We start from the raw sequence: 18,690 nt of genomic DNA on the forward strand, positions 1-18,690 counted from the left end.
CGTTTCACGGAAACGGCGAACCACTCTATCTCTTTGTTTTCACGCAATTCCGGACGGAAAACCGCTTCACACTTTTCCTGGAATTGCTCTAGCTCTTTCCCCACTCTTCGCAGCCTAGCTTCATCAAGGGCGGCATGCGGCTATTAACGCCGCTCGCCGCCTGCCTTGGCCGCCTCGGCCCCTTCCAGGCGGTCGAGCAGGTCCGTCAGCCGCTTCGGCACCTCTTTTTCCAAGCGAAATGCCGGCAGCGTGCGCAGAAAGCGCTTCGTCGCTTCCGTGCCAATTTGTCGCCTGATGTCGTGGGCGAGTTTGGCGCGCCTCTCGCCACTGGTACCGTTCATAGTCCCAAAATCCTGTGTCGGCTTCGAAACTCCTGCAGCCCGGCAATGGTTCCCGCATTGGCCCTTGAAGGCAAGCAAAGCCGTCCGGTAAGGTAAAATTTGAATTAATCTGGAACGATCCGAGGCAGGCCGCCGATGGCGCTTACCCCTTGATTTTTGACCATCAAACCTCGATATCGGGCGCAAATCCGAACCAATCCGAATGACGGGAAATGGCGATGAGCGACCAGGCAAAAGACGAACGCGCGCCCGAGGGAATCGAAGCCACCCAAGCTTCCGGCGCCAAGGCTTCCGGCGAACGTGCGGAAGGCGGCGTCGACGGCGACTATGAAGCGCTTGTGCGGCTGCTGAAGGAAAACGAGGAACTGAAGGACCGCGCGCTCCGCATAGCTGCCGAGATGGAGAACCTGCGGCGCCGCACCGCGCGCGACGTACATGACGCGCGCACCTACGCTGTGGCCAACTTCGCACGCGACATGCTGTCGGTGTCGGACAATCTGCGCCGCGCGCTGGACGCCATTCCGGCCGAGGCCAAGGCCTCCGGCGATGCCGGTTTCAAGGCGCTGATCGAGGGCGTCGACCTCACCGAACGCGCCATGCTGTCGGCGCTGGAGCGGCACGGCGTGAAGAAGCTTGCGCCCGAAGGCGAGAAGTTCGATCCGAACTTCCACCAGGCGATGTTCGAAGTGCCCAACGCCGACGTCCCGGCCGGCACTGTCGTTCAGGTGGTACAGCCCGGCTATTCGATCGGCGAGCGGGTGCTGAGGCCTGCGATGGTCGGCGTCTCCAAGGGCGGCCCGAAGGCCGCCGCCGAGGCGAAGGTCGAGCCAGGGCCGGTGAACGAGCAGGCCGAGAAGGATGCGTAATTAGGGGAGTAAGGGAGTAGGGCAGTAAGGAAGTAGGGATAGCGGCCGTACATTTCATCCGGCTTGTGCTATTTATGGTCCCTACTCACCTACTCCCTTACTGCCCTACTCCCTTACCCTCATGAATCCCATCGAGCTGCTCGATTATGCCGGCGTCGCCGTCTTTGCGGCGACGGGCGCGCTCGCGGCGTCACGCAAGGAGCTCGACATCATCGGCTTCCTGTTCCTGGCGAGCGTCACCGGCATCGGCGGCGGAACCTTGCGCGACGTGATCCTCAACCTGCCGGTATTCTGGGTCGCCCACAGCGGCTATGTGCTGATCTGCGCCGTTGTGGCGGTGCTCGTCTTCTTCAGCGCCCATCGCGTCGAATCCCGCTACAAGCTGCTGCTCTGGCTCGATGCCATCGGGCTTGCCGCTTTTGCGGTGATGGGGGCCGCAAAGGGCCTGGCGATCACCGGCTCGCCCGTCGTCTCCGTCATCACCGGGGTGCTCACCGCCACCTTCGGCGGCATATTGCGTGACCTGCTCGCCGGCGAGCCTTCCGTACTGCTGAGACCCGAAATCTATGTCACGGCGGCGCTTGCCGGTGCTGCGCTCTTCACGCTTGGCGACCTTGCCGGCCTGCCGGCGCTTGCCTCGAGCCTGCTCGGCTTCGCCGCCGCCTTCCTGGTGCGCGGCGGCGCACTCAAATTCGGCTGGTCGTTTCCGGCCTATAAGAGCCGGCCCGGCCGAAGGCCGGAGGATATTCCGTGAAGGAGCGAATAGCGAATAGGGAGTAGCGAATAGGGCTGTTGTAATCACTCGCCGACATCTATTTCGTTCGCTATTCGCTATTCGCTATTCGCTATTCGCTATTCGCTATTCGCTATTCGCTATTCGCTATTCGCTAGGCTCATGCCGCGAAGCGCTGGCCTTCACCGCCATAATAGTTGACGTAGCGGGCGCCGATTTCCTTGACGGGCATGACGACGAAAACGTCGACCGTCGAGAATTCGTGGTCGATGACGCAGCCGTCGCCGATGCGGGCGCCGACGCGCAGGTAGCCTTTGACCAGCGGCGGCATGGCGGCGATCGCCGCCTTGGCGTTGACCGCCTCGATCGGCATCAGGTCCATCGAGCAATAGCGGCCGGCCACCGCCCGGACATCCCAGGCCTGGTCGGTGCGGCAATGATGGGCGAGATAGGTGAGCGCCTCGGCATGCGCGGCCGGCACGGTGCCGTGGAAGGACGCGCAGCCGGTCATCACGCCGATGCCGTAATGGTTGATGTAGGCCCAGATGCCTTGCCAGAGCGCCTCGATGGTGCGCTTGGAGCGGTATTCAGGAAGCACGCAGGAGCGGCCGAGCTCGAGGAAGCGCTGGCCCGGATGGCGCGCGACCAGCTTGGTCAGCTCGAATTCGCCCTCGGAATAGAAGCCGCCGGCGGCCGTGGCGATCTCCTGCCGCAGCAGACGGTAGGTGCCGACGATGCGGCGGTGTTCGGGACCGGGAAGCGAGGTGTCGAAAACCAGGAGATGATCGCAGAGCGGGTCGAAACGGTCGGCATCGCGGCGGTCCTGCGCCTGGAACAGATCCTTCCTCGCGCCAAGCTCGTCATAGAATACCCGGTAGCGCACTTCCTGGGCGGCAGCGATCTCGGCCTCGTTGCGGGCGAGCCGCACTTCAAGGTTACCGATACGGCCCAGCGTTGCGCCGTTTGCGACAGCGTCGACAGCACGCGTAGCGAGCAGGGCGCTGGCGTTCGACCGAGTATCGCATTCAGGCATGACTGTATGCACGAGTGATTCTCCTTCGAGCCATCCCTCTTGGCACGGGGATACGGTGTAGGTGCAACAGGATTGTGACAGTACCGTGATACGGCGGGGCCGGCAATACTTCGTCGGCTGGGCAATACCCTCAACCGGCTATCTTATGGACGCGAAAGCCAGGCAATCCAAGGCGTTCGACAAGCCTAAAAAATTCGTTACGCCGCGACCTGGGCCTCGACGGCCTGGACGAGCGCATCGGGGTCGAGAGGCTTGGTGACGAAGCCGCTGGCGCCGTGGGCGAGCACGCTGTGGCGGGTCTTTTCCTGGCTGTCGGCCGAAAGGACCATGATCGGTATCGGCGGCACGGCAAGCGCCTCCTCGTGGCGGCGGATGGCGGCGATTGCGTCCAGCCCGTCCATCACTGGCATGTGCAGGTCCATCAGCACCACGTCGAAGCGGTGCTTGAGGCCGGCGTCGGTTACGGCTTCGACTGCGGCCTTGCCGTTGCCGACGATCTTGACGCGATGCCCGGCCTTGAGAAGCGTGGCGCGGGCAAGCATGGCGTTGATGTCGTTGTCCTCGGCGATCAGCACGGACAGGCCCTGGTCGCGGCGGCGGGACGGGGCGCCGCGCGGTTCCGGCTGCGGCTCGGCGGGCGCCGCCACATGGCTGGTCAACAGCACGCGCAGCAGCGTCTCGCCGCGCACCGGCCGAGCGAGGAACGTCGCGTAGCCGCTGGCGCGGAACTCGCCAAGCATGCCGCGATCGGTGGGCGCGATCAGTGTGATGGCCTGGCAGTCGGCAAAGCCGCTCTGGCGCAGGCGCCTGAGCAGACGGCCGTCGCTGTTTTCGAGCGCGGCATCGACGAGAAGCACGTTGCATCCGGCGGCAAACGCAGCCGCCTGGTCCGGCGTTGCGGTGATCTCGACGGCGCCGCCATGGGCGCGGATGGTGCGCGCGATGGCATCTGCCTCGACCGCGTTCTTCGACACGATCACCGCGCGCTGGTCCGACAGGATGTTCTGGCGATGCGGCGGCGGCTCGGTCGCAGCGGTCGCTGGGAGGTCGAAGGCGAATTCGGAGCCCTCGCCGAGCCGGCTTGCAACCGAGATCGTGCCGCCCATGGCGATGACCAGGCGCTTGGAGATGGCAAGGCCGAGACCCGCTCCGCCATGCACCCTGGTCGAGGTGCCGTCCGACTGCTCGAACTCCTCGAAGATGCGCTCCATGTCCTCTTCACGCAGCCCTGGCCCCGTGTCGGCGACGGTGAAGCAGATGCGGTCGCTGCTTTCGGTGCGGACGCGCGCGACGGTGAGCAGCACGCCGCCGGCATCCGTGAACTTGACGGCATTGCCGATGAGGTTGAGCAGCACCTGGCGCACGCGGCCGGGATCGGCGGTGACCATCTGCGGCACATCGGGCTCGACATGGCAGCCGAGGCCGATGTTCTTCGAGAAGGCCTTCGCCGCCAGGAGCTCGATAATGTTGTCGGCGATCTCGCGCAGCGATGTCGGCTGCGGCTCGGGATCGAAGCGGCCGGCCTCGATCTTGGAATAGTCGAGCAGGTCCTCGATCAGCGCAAGCAGCGCGCTCGCCGATGTGGAGACGGCCCCGACATAGGTGCGCTGCTCCGGCGAAAGGTTGGTATCGGCAAGCAGCTTCGCCATGCCCATGATGCCGTTCATCGGCGTGCGGATTTCGTGGCTGACGGTGGCGAGGAAGCGAGACTTGGCCTGGCTGGCATATTCGGCCCGCTCGCGGGCGGTGATCAGCGAGGATTCGGCGCGCTTGCGGGCAGTGATGTCGCGGGCGATCGCCCGGTGCGACACCGCGCCCGTATCCTTGTCGCGCACCGACAGCTCGATCCAGGAGAACCAGCGCGGCCCGTTCGGCGTGCGGATGGCTACATCGGTGGAGCTCAGGCATTCGTGGTCCGCGAAGGCGGCGTCGGGCACGACGCCGACATCGATGCCGAGCTCGGAAAGCGTCTTGCCGGCGAGGTCGCGCGGGTCGACATCGACGAGCGAGGCGAACACCTTGTTGGCGTGGACGATGTGACCGTCGCGGTCGCGATGGACGACGAGATCGCCGAGCGCATCGATCAGACCGCGAAAACGCTCCTCGCTTTCCTGCATCTCCCACATGCGGTCGGCGAGCGTCTCGATCTCGGCGCGGCTGCGGGCGGCGGTCTCGTCGAGAAGCGCCGCGGTGCGGCGCTCCGTGCGCCGGTTGCGCAGATGCATGGCGAGGCCGCCGAGACTTGTCGCCAAGAGGCCGACGGTGATGAACGTCGACGCACCGGTGAGATGTGCCAGCCCGGCCATCACGGTAATGGCGACGACCAAGAGGAATGGCAGGCCTTCATGGCTGTCCGCTTCCAGTGCCGGGACGAGCGGCGGCGCGGCAAGCACCTGCCGCTTCGGCGCGCCCAGCTCCGGCCCGTCGTCGCCGGCGGCCCTGCTGTCCTGCCTGATGTCGGAGTCCGCGAACATGCGGCAAACCTTGCCAGACAGAAATTATGGAAGATTGCGGCTGATCGCTCGAATTTTAGTGTTTGGCGCGGATTGCGGCGGTTTTGACTTGTTTTGGCGCAAATCCGGATGGAGACGCGCCGAACACTTTTCCTGGAATTGCGCTACATATCGACGACCACGCGGCCCCTGATCTTGCCTTCGACGATATCGCGCGCGGCGCCGATGATGCCGTCGAAGCCGATCGAGCGCGACAGGGTCGACAGCTTCTTCAAGTCGAGATCGGTGCCGATACGGCGCCATGCCTCGAGGCGGACCGGTTTCGGCGCCATGACGGAATCGATGCCGAGCAGCGAGACGCCGCGCAGGATAAAAGGGGCAACGCTGCCGGGCAGGTCCATGCCGCCGGCCAGGCCGCAAGTGGCGATCGCGCCGCCATAGGAGGTCATCGACAGCACATTGGCGAGCGTGTGGGTGCCGACCGAATCGACGCCGCCGGCCCAGCGTTCCTTGGCGAGCGGCTTGGCCGGCTGGCTGAGCTCTTCGCGCGAGATCACTTCCGACGCGCCGAGGCCAATCAGATACGGGCTTTCGGCATTGCGCCCGGTGGAAGCGATGACGTGGTAGCCGAGGGTGGAGAGGATCGAGATGGCGACCGAGCCGACGCCGCCGGCCGCACCCGTCACCACCACCGGTCCGCGATCCGGCACGATGCCGTGCCGCTCCAGCGCCATGACGGCGAGCATCGCGGTATAGCCGGCGGTGCCGACGGCCATTGCATCATGCGGGCTCATGCCCTCGGGCAGCGGCACCAGCCAGTCGCCCTTGACGCGGGCGCGCCCGGCATAGGCGCCGTAATGCGTCTCGCCGACACCCCAGCCGTTGAGGATCACCTTGTCACCCTTGCGCCAGTCGGGATGGGACGAGGAGATGACGGTGCCGGCGAAATCGATGCCGGGCACCAGCGGCCAGCGGCGCACGACAGGGGCCTTGCCGGTGATGGCGAGCCCATCCTTGTAGTTCACCGTCGTCGCATCGACGGCGACGGTGACATCGCCTTCCATCAGCTCGGCTTCGGTGAGGTCGACGACTTCGACCGACTGCTTCTTCTCGGCGTCGCGCGAAACGAGGATGGCTTTGAAGGTATCGGACACTTTTGTCTCCTCGGTTCTGGCGATTGTTTTACGCAATTCCGGACGGAAAACCGCAGTACGCTTTTCCTGGAATTGCTCTTGAAACAAATTTGCGGCGATGGCCGCGTGAGGTCAATTGCCTGGATCCTGGGGCTTGGTTTCCCGCCGCCAGCCGATCAGCTCGTCGAAGACAACTAGTGCTGCCCCGACGGAAATGAAGGCGTCTGCGAGGTTGAACACCGCGAAGGACCAGACCGGTGTGTGAAACAGGATGTAGTCTATGACGTGGCCGTATATGGCGCGGTCGATCAGATTGCCAAGCGCGCCGCCGACGATCAGGGCAAAGCCGATACGGGCAATGACCTGGCCGGGCGGCGTGCGTGCAGCCAGATAGAGCACGAAGGCGACGACGAGCGCGGCGACGACCACCAGGCCGGTGTCGCCGAAGGACGAGAACATCGAGAAGGCGATGCCGGTATTGTAGGTTCGGAACAGCGCCAGGAACGGCAGGAGATCGACCTTGTCCTGGAAGGAGAGACCGTTCTCGACCAGCTGTTTGATCCACTGATCGAGCCCAATGGCGACAACCGCCAGCACGGCATAGGGGGACCAGGATTTCACTTTGCAGTCCTCATCGGGTGTCGGTGGCGGGGTCGAGCTTCAGCGCGCCGCGTCGGATCTCGAACAGCATGACGCCGGTGGCAACCGCCAGATTGAGCGAATCGGCGCGGCCGGCTTGCGGGATCCTGAGCAGCCGGTCGCAGCTCTCGGCAAGACTGTCCGGCAAGCCCTGCTGCTCGTTGCCCATCAGGAGCAACACCGGCCCGCGCGAGAAGTCGACCGAGCGGTAGTCGACCGCACCTTTGAGATGCGTTCCCGCAACCAGGCCCGGAAAGTCGCGCCGCCAGGCGAGGAAGGCCTGCTCCGTCGCCTTGGCGACCGGCACGGCGAAGATCGAGCCCATGGTGGCGCGCACCGTCTCCAGCGAGAACGGGTCCGTGGTGTCGCCGACCAGGATGACGCCCCTGGCGCCGACGGCATCGACGGTGCGGATGACGGTGCCGAGATTGCCGGGGTCGCGCACGCGGTCGAGCGCGACCCAGACATCGCCGTCCGTGGCGCGGATTTCCTTCAGCGGCAGCGTCTGCTGCGCGAAGACGCCGACGACCATTTGCGGGTTCTCGCGGCGGGTGATTGCGGCGAGCACCTTTTCCGAGACTTCCAGCACAGTGCCGCCGGCGGCGACCGTGCGCGCCGCGACCTTTTCGACAGCCGCATTGCCGCGCCCCGCCTTGGCGAAGGCCAGCGTCCTGATCGACCAGCCGAGGTCGAGCGCGTCGATCACCAGCTTCAGGCCTTCGGCCATGAAGGCGTTCTGCTGGTCGCGGAATTTCTTCAGGGCGAGTGCCTTGATGTCCTTGACCAGCGGATTGGCGAGGCTGGTGACTTCCTTGACCTGGCCTACAGGTCGGGCTCCATCATGCGGGACCATTCAAGCCACCCAGCGCGAGAACAGCGAGGTCGACAGCGCGCGGCCGGCGGATTTCTCGCGAATGATCAGCTCGCCGGATTCGACCGTGCCGCCCATGCCGGCGAAGGTATCGCGCATCAAGGCGTGGATGGCGAAGAAGGAGGCGCGGATCGAATAGGCGGTGAGAACCACGGCGATAGGCTTCGGCGTCAGGATCGAGCGGCAGAGGTCGGTGAGCCCCGGCAGGTCCTCGAACAATTGCCAGACCTCGCCCTTGGGGCCGCGGCCATAGGCGGGCGGGTCGAACAGCACGATATCGTAGCGGCTGCCGCGGCGCTCCTCGCGCTCGGCGAATTTCACCGCGTCTTCGACGATCCAGCGGATCGGCTTATCGGAAAGCCCGGCCATTTCCTGGTTCTCGCGGGCCCACCCGATCGCCTTCTTCGAGGCGTCGACATGGGTGACCTCGGCGCCGGCGCGCGCTGCCACCAGCGAGGCAAGGCCGGTATAGCCGAAGAGGTTGAGCACCTTGACCGGGCGTTTGGCGGCGGCGATCAGCCCGGCCATGTGGTCCCAGTGCGAGGCCTGCTCGGGAAAGACGCCGACATGGCGGAAGGACGTGAAGCGGCCGAGATAATCGATGCCGTCATGCTTCATCGGCCATGTCTCGCCGAGCGGCGCCTTGGGAAAGCGCCATCGGCCGATGCCTTCCTCGTCGGTGTCGCCGGTGAAGATGGCGTCGGCGCGCTCCCATTCCTTCGCGGGAAGCGCCCGCTGCCAGATCGCCTGGCCCTCGGGGCGTACGATGCGGTAGGGACCGTACTGCTCCAGCTTCTCGCCGGCGCCGCTGTCCAGCAGTGCATAATCGGCATTGGGCGCGACCTCGAGGATCAGCGGCAGGCGCTCGGCGGGCAAAATGCCCTCGCGGCGGACGAGGGGGCGCGGCTCTGGTTTTGCCTCCTGGCGGTTGGCAGGCGCGACACTACTTCCGCGCTGCGACTGGCTGGGACCGGGTTTCGCCGGCTGGCGCGGGCGGTTGTCGCGGTTTCGGTCGCGAAAGGACTTCAAGAACAATCTCCGGAACGGCAGGCTGCTTTTGGCATAGGCCCTCCGCCTTCGCAACCGGATGGTCCGGCGCTGTTCGGTCGCGAAGCGATGGACCTCGCCCGAAGAAACGGGCAAATCTCCGGTCATGTCCCGTTCCGAACGCCTCCTCGATCTCATCCAGATCCTGCGCCGGCACCGCCTGCCGGTGAGCGGCCGCACGCTCGCCGGCGAGATGGGCATCTCGATCCGCACGCTTTATCGCGACATCGCGACGCTGCAGGGACAGGGTGCGCCGATCGAAGGCGAGGCGGGGCTGGGCTATGTGCTGAAACCCGGCTTCATGTTGCCGCCGCTGATGTTCACCGACGAGGAGATCGAGGCGATCGTGCTCGGCTCCCGCTGGGTGGCCAAGCAGCCAGACAAGCGGCTGGCAGCGGCCGCAACAGACGCGCTGTCCAAGATCGCGGCGGTGCTGCCGGACGATCTGCGCGAGGATCTCGACGCCACGACACTGCTGGTCGGGCCGAGCTCAGCGATCGTTGAGGCGATCGATCTCGGCATTGTCAGGCAGGCGATCCGCAACGAGCGCAAGCTCGGCTTCCTCTACCGCGATGCCGGTGGCGCCGCGTCGGAGCGCATGGTCTGGCCGTTCGCGCTCGGCTTCTTCGACAAGGTGCGGGTGATGGTGGCGTGGTGCGAGACGCGCCAGGATTTCCGGCATTTCCGCGCCGATCGCATGTCTCATCTCACCGCTGCAGATATTCGCTATCCACGCCGCCGCCAGGCGATGCTGAAGGAATGGAAAGCGACCCTCGATAAGCCGGGCCAGAACGCACCGAAAGACGCGGCCGGGTGACGGCTGCTGCCAGAATCTGACAGTGTCATGATCTACGTTCACCAAGGTCCAGACACCTTGGAGAACAGATATGTCCACGCCCAATTTCGTCATCCTCTATGTCGACAGCCCCGAGAAGAGCGGCGCCTTCTACGCTTCGCTGCTGGGACATGAGCCGGTCGAGGCCTCACCGATCTTCGCCATGTTCGTGCTCGACAAAGGCTTCAAGCTCGGGCTCTGGTCGCGACACACCGTGGAGCCGGCCGCCGCCGCGGCGGGCGGAGGCGGTGAGCTCGTGCTTGCGGTCGAGAATGCGGCTGCCGTCGACGCCGCGCATGCGGACTGGGCCGGGCGCGGCCTGAAGATCCTGCAGGCGCCGACCGACATGGATTTCGGCCGCACATTCGTCGCGCTCGATCCCGACGGTCACCGCATGCGCGTCTACTGGCCTTTCGAGGGGGCACAGGGATGAGCGCTTATTGGGTTGCTGTCGCATCGGCCGAGCATGTGCGGATCGGCCGCAAGAGTGGCTTCATGCAGGTGAACCACGGCAAGGCGGCGCCGCTGCGTCGGATCAAGCCGGGCGACGGCATCGCCTATTACTCACCGAGCACGGTGCTGGGCGAGAAGGACGGACTACAGTCCTTCACCGCCCTCGGCACTGTGCGGGAGGGCGAGGTTTATCAGGGCATCATGGGCACCGGTTTCAAGCCGGCGCGGCGCGATGTCGACTGGTCGGATGCCAAGGAAGCGCCGATCAAGCCTCTGCTCGACCAGCTGGATTTCACCGCCGGCAAGCCGAACTGGGGCTATCAGTTGCGGTTTGGGCTGTTCGAGATCAGTGAGCACGATTTCCTGCTGATCGGCGAAGTGATGGGGGCCAGGCTGGCTAGAGCAGCTATTTGAGCGCCTTGTAGACGGCGATGCCTGCGGCGAGGTCTTCGAGAGCGGCGCCGACCGACTTGAACAGCGTGATCTCGCCGTCGCTCTGCCGGCCCTCCTTCTCGCCGCGCGCAAGTTCATGCAGGTCGGCGACGATCGCCTCCGGCTTCAGCAGGCTGGAGGCCAGGGGCTGGACGATGTCGCCGGCTTCCTTGGTGGCGCCGGCGCGGGTGTCGACATAGACGCGGGCGCGCGCAATCGCGTCGTCGTCGCTTTCGCGCATCTGCGGCGTGAAGCCGCCGACCAGGTCGACATGGGCGCCCGGCTTCAGCAGCGCGCCTCTGACCAGCGGCGTGGTCGAGATGGTAGCCGAGGAGACGATGTCAGCCTCGCCAAGCTCGGCTTCGAGATTGCCTGCAGCCTCGGCTGGAAGACCTTCGGCGCGCAGTGCGCTTGCCACCTTTTCGGCATTGGCCGGCGTGCGATTCCAGATGCGTATCGACTTGATTGGCCGAACCGCCGAATGCGCCTTGGCGAGAAAGGGCGACAAGGCGCCGGCCCCTATCACCAGCAACCGCGAGGCGTCTTCGCGGGCGAGGTAGGATGCGGCGAGCGCCGAGGCACAGGCGGTGCGCCAATGCGTCAGCCGCTGGCCATCGATCAGCGCTTCCGGCTCGCCGGTCACGCCGTCGAGCAGCAGATAGAGGCCCATCACCGCCGGCTTGCCGATGGCGTTGTTGTCCGGCGACACGGTGACGATCTTGACGCCGATATGGCCGCCCGCCGAGGTGCCGGCGGTGTTGAAATCGGTCCAGGCCGGCATCAGCAGCAACGTCGAGGCGGCGCCGTCCGGCCGCTCGACCGCGTGATGGTGGCGCACCGGCTGCACCGCGCCTTCGCGGAAGGCGGTGCGCAGCGTCTCGACCAGCCCGGGAAAGGTGAGCGCATGATCGACCTCGGCGGCCGAAATGGTCAGCATGTGAAACTCCGCGAAAGTGAGTGGCCGCTGAAGTGTTTGTTTTCACGCAATTCCGGACGGAAAACCGCCACACACTTTTCCTGGAATTGCTTTAGTTCGTCGGCTTGGGCAGCGCCGGTCCTTTCGGCGCCGCCGGCGCGCGGCTCACCGCCTGGCGCAGGTTCTCGGCCTCGAGGCCGCGCTGGCGCGCGAGCTTGCGATAGCGGCCCTGCTTCACCCAGGTCGCCATGCTGCCGACGATCATGCCGATGGCTAAAGCCAGGAACAGGAAGAAGAAGAGCGGCAAGTTCAGCGTCAGCGCCGGATTGCCCGGATGGAACGGGTCGAGCGTGAAGGCGACCGGTCCGCGGTTGGCGACGGCGAGCGCGATCAGGATGACGGCCAGCGGCACGAAGACCACGACGAGCACGAAGCGATTGAGCATCAGATCTCCATGGAGAGCATCTAAAAGCGCGCATGTCTTTGTCCCGAAACCGGTTTCCATTTTCGGGAGACATGCTTGAAGCGCCGACACGTCGTTTGGACCCGCCGGCGCGACGCCTATTTGCCGCCGTTCAGCCTTTCGCGCAACTCCTTGCCGGTCTTGAAGAACGGCACCCACTTCTCCTCGACCTCGACGGACTCGCCGGTGCGCGGGTTGCGGCCGGTGCGGGCAGGGCGGTTCTTCACCGAAAAGGCACCGAAACCGCGCAGCTCGACCCTGTTGCCTTCGGCAAGGGCGTCGGTGATTTCGTCAAAGATCGCGCCGACGATGTTTTCGACGTCGCGCAGGAAAAGGTGCGGGTTGCGCGCGGCAATGATCTGCACAAGTTCGGACTTGATCATGAGAACGTTCCCCGTAAACCACTGCGGTCAAATTATCAGGATGATTTTATTGCTTTTTTGGTTCTTCCCAACAGCTTGTCAAGGGTGCCAGACCGAAACGAGACCGTCAAGGAACAAGCGGTCTGCGCCGAGCTCGTGAATGACATCGCCGCCGGCGTCCGGCAGGCCCAGCGCGTTGGCGACGGCTTTGGTCATGCTCCTCGGAAACAGGTAGCTGCGCCCCTCTGTGCTTTTCCATTCGACGACCTTGAGTTTGCTGTCGACGCCTTTGCTCGCCAGCCAGTCGATCGCCTCGGTCTCGCCGCCGACGGCATCGACCAGATGATTGCCGAGCGCCTGGCGACCGGTGAAGATCGAACCGTCCGCCAGCGCCTGCGCCTGCTCATGCGTCATTTTGCGCCGCTCCGCGACAATGCCGACGAACCAGTCATAGCTGTCGAGGATCAGCTTGCGCACCATGGCGCGCTCGTCGTCATTGGTCGGCTTGAAGGGCGAGGGCGCAGCCTTCAGCGGCGAGGATTTCACTTCCTCGAGTTTGATGCCGAGCTTGTCCATCAGGCCGCTCACGTCGGGATACTGGATCAGCACGCCGATCGAGCCGACGATCGAGGTCTTGCGGGCAACAATGTGGTCGGCCGCGCTTGCGATCATGTAGCCGGCGGACGCCGCCAGCGTGCCGACCTCGGCAACCACCGGCTTGTCGCCGGCAAGCTTGCGCACTTCCTCATAGATCGACTCGCCGCCGACCGTGGTGCCCCCTGGCGAATCGATCGACAGGATGACGCCCTTCACCGTTGCGGACTTGCGGATCGTCTCCAACCTTTTGATCAGTTCCTCGTCCTCGGTGATGGTGCCTTCGATCTTGACCTTGGCGATGTGGTCGACCGCCTGCCCGGTGAAATCTTCACCGTAGATCCATGCCGAAAAGGCGATCAGCGCTGCCGCCAGAACCACAAACGCGGCCACGCGCCAGAACGTCAGCTTGCGGCGCAAGCGGCGGCGGTCGATCAGGTCGTCGGCTCTCATTGCCATTGTCAGCCTCACAGTCGCTGGGAAAGCACGCTTTTAAAGCAACCGCCCACGCTGGGCTACCGTTTCCTGTCAACTCCAGCGCGAACGATGGACGCGGATGACGGCCTCACGAAAAATTAACGCAGCCTGTCCCTATCTGCTATGAAAGGCTGGCAGTTCGGCCGAATTCGTCCTAGTCGTGCGGTAGCAGCCGTCACATTTTTGCAGTTTTCCTCCGCTTGTGCTTGCGTGCGGGGGCCGGCATACCACCTATAGGCGGTGTTTGGCGGGGGCAAGGGCTCATTAGAAACAGTCATGTTGGCGCGATCTGACGAAACAAGCGATGCCGAGATGGCGTCGGTTGCCGCTGGCGAAAGCGGCACGCGCGGCGACGCGTTCGACCGCGCGCAGCGGCATTCGCGCCGCGTGCGCGTGCTGAAGTTCGCCGTGCCGCTGCTTGCGGCCGCGATCGCGATCGCCTTTCCGGTCTATTCCTACCTCGCAGCGCCGGTGTCGATCTCGGTGCAGGCCGAAGGCAGCGCCTTTTCGAACGGCAAGCTGGTGATGGCCAATCCCAAGCTCAACGGCTTCACCAAACAGAAGCTGCCTTATTCGCTGACCGCGACCAGGGCGACGCAGGATGTCGGCAAGCAGGACATCATCGATCTCGAAGGCATCGACGCCAAGTTGCCGGTTGCGACTGACAATGTCGTGGCCGTCAATGCCGCGCACGGCATCTATAACCGCGGCGCCAACACGATGGACCTGACCAGCGATGTCTCGGTAACGACCACCGACGGCTTGGTCGCCAAGTTCAAATCGGTCTTCCTAGACATGGGCAAAGGCTCTATGAAGACGGGCAATCCGGTCGATGTCAGCCGTGGCGGGTCGCGCATCACCGCCGACTCGATGTCGGTCGAGGAAAACGGCAGGGTCGTGGTCTTCGAGAACCGGGTGCGCGTCAACATCGATCCGGCCAGCCTGAAGGCGGCAGAGGCTAAGAGTGGAGAGCAGAATGCGTCGCAGTAATTCCGCATGGCTTCTGGGCGCGGCCTCAGCGTTGCTGCTCTTGGGAACGGCGCCTTCGTTCGCGCAGTCGAGCGCGACCAGCCAGATGTCCGGCCTGAAGCTCTCCGGCGATCAGCCGATCCAGATCGAAAGTGACAAGCTCGAGGTCCGTCAGGCCGACAGCGCGGCGATCTTCAGCGGCAACGTCACAGTCAACCAGGGGCCGACGCTGCTCAAGGCCGGCAAGATGACGGTCTACTACGTCAAGGATCCCAACGCCCCCAAGGGCGCGGCGGCCGGCGCATCTGCGATGACGGGCGCCGCCAACATCGACCACCTCGTGGTCGAGAACAAAGTCTACATCAAATCGAACGACCAGATCGCTACCGGCGATACCGGCACTTTCGACATGAAGACGCAGGTGCTCACCCTGCAGGGCAAGGAAGTCGTGCTGTCGCAGGGCGACAATGTGCTCAAGGGCTGCAAGCTTACCGTGCAGATGAAGAGCGGCCTTGCCAATGTCGACGGTTGCGGCAGCAGCGGTCGCGTCATCATGTCGATCACGCCGCAGAAGCAAGGGACGCCCCAGAAGGGCACGACCCAGCAGGGAGCGTCGAACAACTAATGGCCGGCGTATCGTCGCTGCTGGCCCGTCTGCCCGGACGGGCTGCCGGCAAACCGGCCGCGCCGGCAATGGTCGGCGTCGACAAGGCGAAGTTCAAGGGCACCCTCATCGCCAAGGGCCTGACAAAGAGCTACAAGGGCCGCAAAGTTGTGAGCGGGGTTACGCTCGGCGTGCGCGCCGGCGAGGCCGTCGGCCTGCTCGGCCCCAACGGCGCCGGCAAGACCACCTGTTTCTACATGGTCACGGGTCTCGTGCCGGTGGATGAAGGGACGATCGAGATCGACGGCTTCGACGTCACCTCGATGCCGATGTACCGCCGCGCCCGCCTCGGCATTGGCTACCTGCCGCAGGAAGCGTCGATCTTCCGCGGTCTCAGCGTCGAACAGAATATCCGCGCCGTGCTGGAGGTGGTGGAAAAGAGCCGCAAGGAGCGCGAGCGCACGCTCGACGAACTGCTCGAGGAATTCCACATCAGCCACCTTCGCAAGGCGCCGTCGCTGTCGCTCTCGGGCGGTGAAAGACGCCGTCTCGAGATCGCACGGGCGCTGGCGACGCGGCCGGCCTATATGCTGCTCGACGAGCCTTTCGCCGGCATCGATCCGATCGCGGTTGCCGACATCCAGCAGCTCGTTCGCCATCTTACCGCGCGCGGCATCGGCGTGCTGATCACCGATCACAATGTGCGCGAGACGCTTGGCCTGATCGACCGCGCCTATATCATCCATGCCGGCCAGGTGCTGACACATGGCCGGGCTGACGAGATCGTCGCCAATGCCGATGTGCGGCGTCTCTATCTCGGCGAGGGCTTTACCCTCTGAGGGTGGAAAGTCCGGTTTCCTGCCCGAATTTTCGCCCGGCTTGACGAGATTCTCGGCAAGCTGCTCCCGGATAACGCTCCGGTAAGCCGCTTCTGTTAGCGTTTGGCTTGACAAGCAAAAGCCGGGCCAGTTTCTATGCCCGACCGGAAAACTGTACTCCGAAGCGTAGACGAGGCGTTTGAATTCGACCATGGCGCTGGCGGCCAAACTGCAGCTCAGACAGTCCCAATCGCTGGTGATGACGCCCCAGCTGATGCAGTCGATCCGGCTGCTGCAGCTCACCCATGTCGAGCTCGAGCGCTTCATCGACGAGGAGATCGAGCGCAACCCGCTCTTGGAGCGGGCCGAGCCGCAGGACGAGGCGGGCGGCGACCAGCCGCAGAAGGCCGAGACTGTTTCGGAACCCGCTGCCGGAGACGATTGGTTCGAACGCGAGACGGAATGGAGCGCCGAGGCGATCTCGCAAAAGCTCGATTCTTCGCTGGAAAACCTGTTTCCCGACGATCCCGGGACGAGCGACAAACTCGGGCCGGACCTCACGGCACAATGGAAGTCGGCGTCCGGCGGCAGCGCCGGCGGCGCTTCGTCGGAAGGCTTCGATGTCGGCGAGATGGCTGCGACCACGGTGACGCTGCGCGAACATGTCGGCGAGCAGATCGCGCTTGCCTTCACCGACCCCGCAGAACGCCTGATTGCCGGCGAGCTTGCCGACAGCCTCGACGAGGCGGGCTATCTGCGTGCCGACCTGGATGACATTGCTGCGCGGCTCGGCACGGACGAGGCGGCGGTGGCGCGTGTGCTGGCCGTCTGCCAGAGCCTCGAGCCGGCCGGCCTGTTTGCCCGCGACCTTGCCGAATGCCTGTCGCTGCAGCTTATGGTGCGCGACCGGCTCGATCCGGCGATGAAGGCCCTGCTGGCGAACCTCGAGCTTCTGGCGCGACGGGACTTCCAAACGCTGAAGCGCATCTGCGGCGTCGACGAGGAAGACCTTCTCGACATGCTGGCCGAGATCCGGGCGCTCGATCCGCGGCCCGGCACGGCGTTTTCGGGCGGGGCGAGCGACGCGATCGTCGCCGATGTCGAGGTGCGGGCGGCCGCCGACGGCAGCTGGGCGGTGGAGCTCAATCCCGACACGCTGCCGCGCGTCCTGGTCGACAATGTGTACTTTGCCCGCGTCTCCAGCCATGCCAGGGACCAGGCGGAGAAGGATTTCTTGTCCGAATGCCTGCAGAACGCCAACTGGCTGACGCGCAGCCTCGACCAGCGGGCGAAGACGATCCTCAAGGTAGCCTCCGAAATCGTGCGCCAGCAGGATGCCTTCCTCGTTCACGGCGTGCGTCACCTGAAGCCGCTCAACCTGCGCACCGTGGCCGACGCGATCGGCATGCATGAATCGACGGTGAGCCGCGTCACCGCTAACAAATACATGCTGACGCCGCGCGGCGTGTTCGAACTGCGCTATTTCTTCACCGCCTCGATCGCCTCGGCGGAAGGCGGGGAAGCGCATTCCTCGGAAGCCGTGCGCGACCGCATCAAGCAGCTGATCGACGAGGAAAGGCCCGCCGACGTGCTTTCAGACGATGCCATCGTCGACATGCTGCGGGAAAGCGGCGTCGATATTGCGCGCCGCACCGTCGCCAAGTACCGGGAAGGCATGAACATCCCCTCATCGGTGCAGCGGCGGCGCGAGAAGCGGGCGATGGCCAACGCCGGACGCTAAGGGGAGTTGATATCCAACCGGCCTGACCTAGTTTGGTGCTGGCTCGGGGAATGGCGGATTTCCACAGTTTTCGTGCTTCATTGACAAGCTGCAATGAAGTGTCTAGAAGCCCGCCCGCATGAGCCGGGCCGTGATGCCCGCTCGCGAAAGGGTCCGTCAAAGCGAAGGCCTCGGACGGCCAAGAGGCGACTTGTGATCAACCGGAAAGTTCGGGTCTAAAATCGGCGCGCGTGCCGCCGCAAAGCTTGTGCGCGCGCACCACGGGTATAAACTCGACACAGTTTGAAGCCTGAGCAAGGAAGGTCAGTTTTCAGATGAATCTGCGCATTTCGGGAAAACACATGGACATCGGCGATGCGTTCCGCACGCGCATCAACGATCGTGTCAACGAAGCGATCGAAAAGTATTTCGACCGAGGTTTTTCAGGACATGTCACGGTCATCAAAGCGGGGTCGCGCTTCTCGGCCGATTGCATGATCCGGCTCGATTCCGGCGCCTCGCTGCAGGCGACCGGCGACGCCCAGGATCCCACGCTCGCCTTCGAGGCCGCCGCCGATCGCCTCGAAACGCGGCTCAGGCGCTACAAGCGCCGGCTCAAGTCGCATAGTTCCGGCAACGGCAATGGCGAGCCCACCGATATCGCCTACACGGTGATGGCGCCGCTCGCCGACGATGAAGAAGACATTCCGGAGGACTTCGCCCCGGTCGTCGTCGCCGAGTCGACCATGACGCTTCGCACCATGTCGGTGGCATCGGCCGTCATCGAGCTCGATACCAAGGACAGCCCGGTTTTCGTCTTCCGCAACGCCGGAAACGACCATCTCAACATCGTCTACCGCCGGCCGGATGGAAACATCGGCTGGATCGATCCGTCGACGACCAAAGTCGCCCAGGGATAAGAAAGTCGGCC

21 protein-coding genes are annotated in these 18,690 nt (G+C 64.5%); 10 read left to right on the forward strand and 11 right to left on the reverse strand.

Going from position 1 to position 18,690, the window contains the following annotated elements; genetic code table 11:
* Positions 1-143: 143 nt before the first annotated feature.
* Positions 144-341, reverse strand: coding sequence for a hypothetical protein (locus tag RFN28_RS02475; protein ID WP_320285786.1), 198 nt, complete (start codon positions 339-341; stop codon positions 144-146).
* Positions 342-559: 218 nt separating this feature from the next.
* Here RFN28_RS02475 and grpE point away from each other — a divergent pair, with 218 nt between their 5' ends.
* Both grpE and RFN28_RS02485 read left to right on the forward strand, forming a co-directional pair.
* Positions 560-1,207, forward strand: coding sequence for a nucleotide exchange factor GrpE (gene grpE, locus RFN28_RS02480; RefSeq protein ID WP_320285787.1), 648 nt, complete (start codon positions 560-562; stop codon positions 1,205-1,207).
* Between the two features lie 121 nt (positions 1,208-1,328).
* Complete coding sequence (locus RFN28_RS02485; RefSeq protein WP_320285788.1) at positions 1,329-1,961, forward strand: trimeric intracellular cation channel family protein; 633 nt, start codon at positions 1,329-1,331, stop codon at positions 1,959-1,961.
* Between the two features lie 139 nt (positions 1,962-2,100).
* On the opposite strand, the gene olsB is transcribed toward RFN28_RS02485, so the two are convergent.
* From olsB to RFN28_RS02515, 6 genes are all read right to left on the reverse strand, one after another.
* A complete protein-coding gene (olsB, locus tag RFN28_RS02490; RefSeq protein ID WP_430677115.1) occupies positions 2,101-2,973 on the reverse strand; it encodes a l-ornithine N(alpha)-acyltransferase in 873 nt (290 codons plus the stop codon).
* Between the two features lie 197 nt (positions 2,974-3,170).
* Complete coding sequence (locus tag RFN28_RS02495; protein WP_320285790.1) at positions 3,171-5,447, reverse strand: hybrid sensor histidine kinase/response regulator; 2,277 nt, start codon at positions 5,445-5,447, stop codon at positions 3,171-3,173.
* Between the two features lie 143 nt (positions 5,448-5,590).
* Complete coding sequence (gene acuI / locus RFN28_RS02500) at positions 5,591-6,580, reverse strand: acrylyl-CoA reductase (NADPH) (RefSeq protein ID WP_320285791.1); 990 nt, start codon at positions 6,578-6,580, stop codon at positions 5,591-5,593.
* A 111-nt stretch (positions 6,581-6,691) separates the two neighbouring features.
* Positions 6,692-7,180: a signal peptidase II gene (lspA, locus tag RFN28_RS02505; RefSeq protein ID WP_320285792.1), complete on the reverse strand. Its 489-nt coding sequence runs from the start codon at positions 7,178-7,180 to the stop codon at positions 6,692-6,694.
* 10 nt (positions 7,181-7,190) lie between these two features.
* Positions 7,191-8,051 (reverse strand): TrmH family RNA methyltransferase, encoded by an 861-nt coding sequence (locus RFN28_RS02510; RefSeq protein ID WP_320285794.1) that lies wholly within the window; start codon positions 8,049-8,051, stop codon positions 7,191-7,193.
* The gene (locus RFN28_RS02515; RefSeq protein WP_320285795.1) at positions 8,052-9,098 is read right to left on the reverse strand and encodes an RsmD family RNA methyltransferase; all 1,047 of its coding nucleotides are present in this window, start codon (positions 9,096-9,098) and stop codon (positions 8,052-8,054) included. It lies immediately after the preceding gene.
* 124 nt (positions 9,099-9,222) lie between these two features.
* Between RFN28_RS02515 and RFN28_RS02520 the strand changes: the two genes are divergently transcribed.
* The 3 genes from RFN28_RS02520 to RFN28_RS02530 all read left to right on the forward strand — a co-directional run bounded on the left by RFN28_RS02520 (position 9,223) and on the right by RFN28_RS02530 (position 10,818).
* Positions 9,223-9,933 (forward strand): helix-turn-helix transcriptional regulator, encoded by a 711-nt coding sequence (locus RFN28_RS02520; protein ID WP_320285796.1) that lies wholly within the window; start codon positions 9,223-9,225, stop codon positions 9,931-9,933.
* Between the two features lie 70 nt (positions 9,934-10,003).
* Positions 10,004-10,384 (forward strand): VOC family protein, encoded by a 381-nt coding sequence (locus RFN28_RS02525; protein ID WP_320285797.1) that lies wholly within the window; start codon positions 10,004-10,006, stop codon positions 10,382-10,384.
* The gene (locus tag RFN28_RS02530) at positions 10,381-10,818 is read left to right on the forward strand and encodes an EVE domain-containing protein (RefSeq protein ID WP_320285798.1); all 438 of its coding nucleotides are present in this window, start codon (positions 10,381-10,383) and stop codon (positions 10,816-10,818) included. The genes RFN28_RS02525 and RFN28_RS02530 overlap by 4 nt, the downstream gene beginning before the upstream one ends.
* Here the strand turns inward: RFN28_RS02530 and lhpI are convergent.
* From lhpI to sppA, 4 genes are all read right to left on the reverse strand, one after another.
* A complete protein-coding gene (gene lhpI, locus RFN28_RS02535) occupies positions 10,811-11,773 on the reverse strand; it encodes a bifunctional Delta(1)-pyrroline-2-carboxylate/Delta(1)-piperideine-2-carboxylate reductase (RefSeq protein ID WP_320285799.1) in 963 nt (320 codons plus the stop codon). The genes RFN28_RS02530 and lhpI overlap by 8 nt on opposite strands.
* Before the next feature lie 91 nt (positions 11,774-11,864).
* A complete protein-coding gene (locus tag RFN28_RS02540) occupies positions 11,865-12,197 on the reverse strand; it encodes a DUF1049 domain-containing protein (RefSeq protein WP_320285800.1) in 333 nt (110 codons plus the stop codon).
* A 116-nt stretch (positions 12,198-12,313) separates the two neighbouring features.
* Complete coding sequence (locus RFN28_RS02545) at positions 12,314-12,598, reverse strand: integration host factor subunit beta (RefSeq protein WP_027165368.1); 285 nt, start codon at positions 12,596-12,598, stop codon at positions 12,314-12,316.
* Between the two features lie 78 nt (positions 12,599-12,676).
* The gene (sppA, locus tag RFN28_RS02550) at positions 12,677-13,630 is read right to left on the reverse strand and encodes a signal peptide peptidase SppA (RefSeq protein WP_320285801.1); all 954 of its coding nucleotides are present in this window, start codon (positions 13,628-13,630) and stop codon (positions 12,677-12,679) included.
* 294 nt (positions 13,631-13,924) lie between these two features.
* Here sppA and lptC point away from each other — a divergent pair, with 294 nt between their 5' ends.
* The 5 genes from lptC to hpf all read left to right on the forward strand — a co-directional run bounded on the left by lptC (position 13,925) and on the right by hpf (position 18,679).
* Positions 13,925-14,638: an LPS export ABC transporter periplasmic protein LptC gene (lptC, locus tag RFN28_RS02555; RefSeq protein WP_320285802.1), complete on the forward strand. Its 714-nt coding sequence runs from the start codon at positions 13,925-13,927 to the stop codon at positions 14,636-14,638.
* Positions 14,625-15,242, forward strand: coding sequence for an LptA/OstA family protein (locus RFN28_RS02560; protein ID WP_320285803.1), 618 nt, complete (start codon positions 14,625-14,627; stop codon positions 15,240-15,242). Before lptC ends, RFN28_RS02560 begins: the two co-directional genes overlap by 14 nt.
* A complete protein-coding gene (lptB, locus tag RFN28_RS02565) occupies positions 15,242-16,060 on the forward strand; it encodes an LPS export ABC transporter ATP-binding protein (protein WP_292302580.1) in 819 nt (272 codons plus the stop codon). Before RFN28_RS02560 ends, lptB begins: the two co-directional genes overlap by 1 nt.
* A gap of 190 nt (positions 16,061-16,250) precedes the next feature.
* Positions 16,251-17,780, forward strand: coding sequence for an RNA polymerase factor sigma-54 (gene rpoN, locus RFN28_RS02570; RefSeq protein WP_320285919.1), 1,530 nt, complete (start codon positions 16,251-16,253; stop codon positions 17,778-17,780).
* A gap of 314 nt (positions 17,781-18,094) precedes the next feature.
* Positions 18,095-18,679: a ribosome hibernation-promoting factor, HPF/YfiA family gene (hpf, locus tag RFN28_RS02575; protein ID WP_320285804.1), complete on the forward strand. Its 585-nt coding sequence runs from the start codon at positions 18,095-18,097 to the stop codon at positions 18,677-18,679.
* Positions 18,680-18,690: the final 11 nt, after the last annotated feature.

Origin of the sequence: Mesorhizobium album (assembly GCF_033977205.1) — a bacterium.
Taxonomy (GTDB): Bacteria; Pseudomonadota; Alphaproteobacteria; order Rhizobiales; family Rhizobiaceae; genus Mesorhizobium; species Mesorhizobium album.

What these genes read in the sequence shown, in the direction of transcription:
- RFN28_RS02475 (WP_320285786.1), bottom strand. Translation starts at nt 341, where the DNA reads ATGAACGGTACCAGTGGCGAGAGGCGCGCCAAACTCGCCCACGACATC.
- grpE (WP_320285787.1), top strand. Translation starts at nt 560, where the DNA reads ATGAGCGACCAGGCAAAAGACGAACGCGCGCCCGAGGGAATCGAAGCC.
- RFN28_RS02485 (WP_320285788.1), top strand. Translation starts at nt 1,329, where the DNA reads ATGAATCCCATCGAGCTGCTCGATTATGCCGGCGTCGCCGTCTTTGCG.
- olsB (WP_430677115.1), bottom strand. Translation starts at nt 2,973, where the DNA reads ATGCCTGAATGCGATACTCGGTCGAACGCCAGCGCCCTGCTCGCTACG.
- RFN28_RS02495 (WP_320285790.1), bottom strand. Translation starts at nt 5,447, where the DNA reads ATGTTCGCGGACTCCGACATCAGGCAGGACAGCAGGGCCGCCGGCGAC.
- RFN28_RS02510 (WP_320285794.1), bottom strand. Translation starts at nt 8,051, where the DNA reads ATGGTCCCGCATGATGGAGCCCGACCTGTAGGCCAGGTCAAGGAAGTC.
- RFN28_RS02520 (WP_320285796.1), top strand. Translation starts at nt 9,223, where the DNA reads ATGTCCCGTTCCGAACGCCTCCTCGATCTCATCCAGATCCTGCGCCGG.
- RFN28_RS02525 (WP_320285797.1), top strand. Translation starts at nt 10,004, where the DNA reads ATGTCCACGCCCAATTTCGTCATCCTCTATGTCGACAGCCCCGAGAAG.
- RFN28_RS02530 (WP_320285798.1), top strand. Translation starts at nt 10,381, where the DNA reads ATGAGCGCTTATTGGGTTGCTGTCGCATCGGCCGAGCATGTGCGGATC.
- lhpI (WP_320285799.1), bottom strand. Translation starts at nt 11,773, where the DNA reads ATGCTGACCATTTCGGCCGCCGAGGTCGATCATGCGCTCACCTTTCCC.
- RFN28_RS02540 (WP_320285800.1), bottom strand. Translation starts at nt 12,197, where the DNA reads ATGCTCAATCGCTTCGTGCTCGTCGTGGTCTTCGTGCCGCTGGCCGTC.
- RFN28_RS02545 (WP_027165368.1), bottom strand. Translation starts at nt 12,598, where the DNA reads ATGATCAAGTCCGAACTTGTGCAGATCATTGCCGCGCGCAACCCGCAC.
- sppA (WP_320285801.1), bottom strand. Translation starts at nt 13,630, where the DNA reads ATGGCAATGAGAGCCGACGACCTGATCGACCGCCGCCGCTTGCGCCGC.
- lptC (WP_320285802.1), top strand. Translation starts at nt 13,925, where the DNA reads ATGTTGGCGCGATCTGACGAAACAAGCGATGCCGAGATGGCGTCGGTT.
- RFN28_RS02560 (WP_320285803.1), top strand. Translation starts at nt 14,625, where the DNA reads ATGCGTCGCAGTAATTCCGCATGGCTTCTGGGCGCGGCCTCAGCGTTG.
- lptB (WP_292302580.1), top strand. Translation starts at nt 15,242, where the DNA reads ATGGCCGGCGTATCGTCGCTGCTGGCCCGTCTGCCCGGACGGGCTGCC.
- rpoN (WP_320285919.1), top strand. Translation starts at nt 16,251, where the DNA reads ATGGCGCTGGCGGCCAAACTGCAGCTCAGACAGTCCCAATCGCTGGTG.
- hpf (WP_320285804.1), top strand. Translation starts at nt 18,095, where the DNA reads ATGAATCTGCGCATTTCGGGAAAACACATGGACATCGGCGATGCGTTC.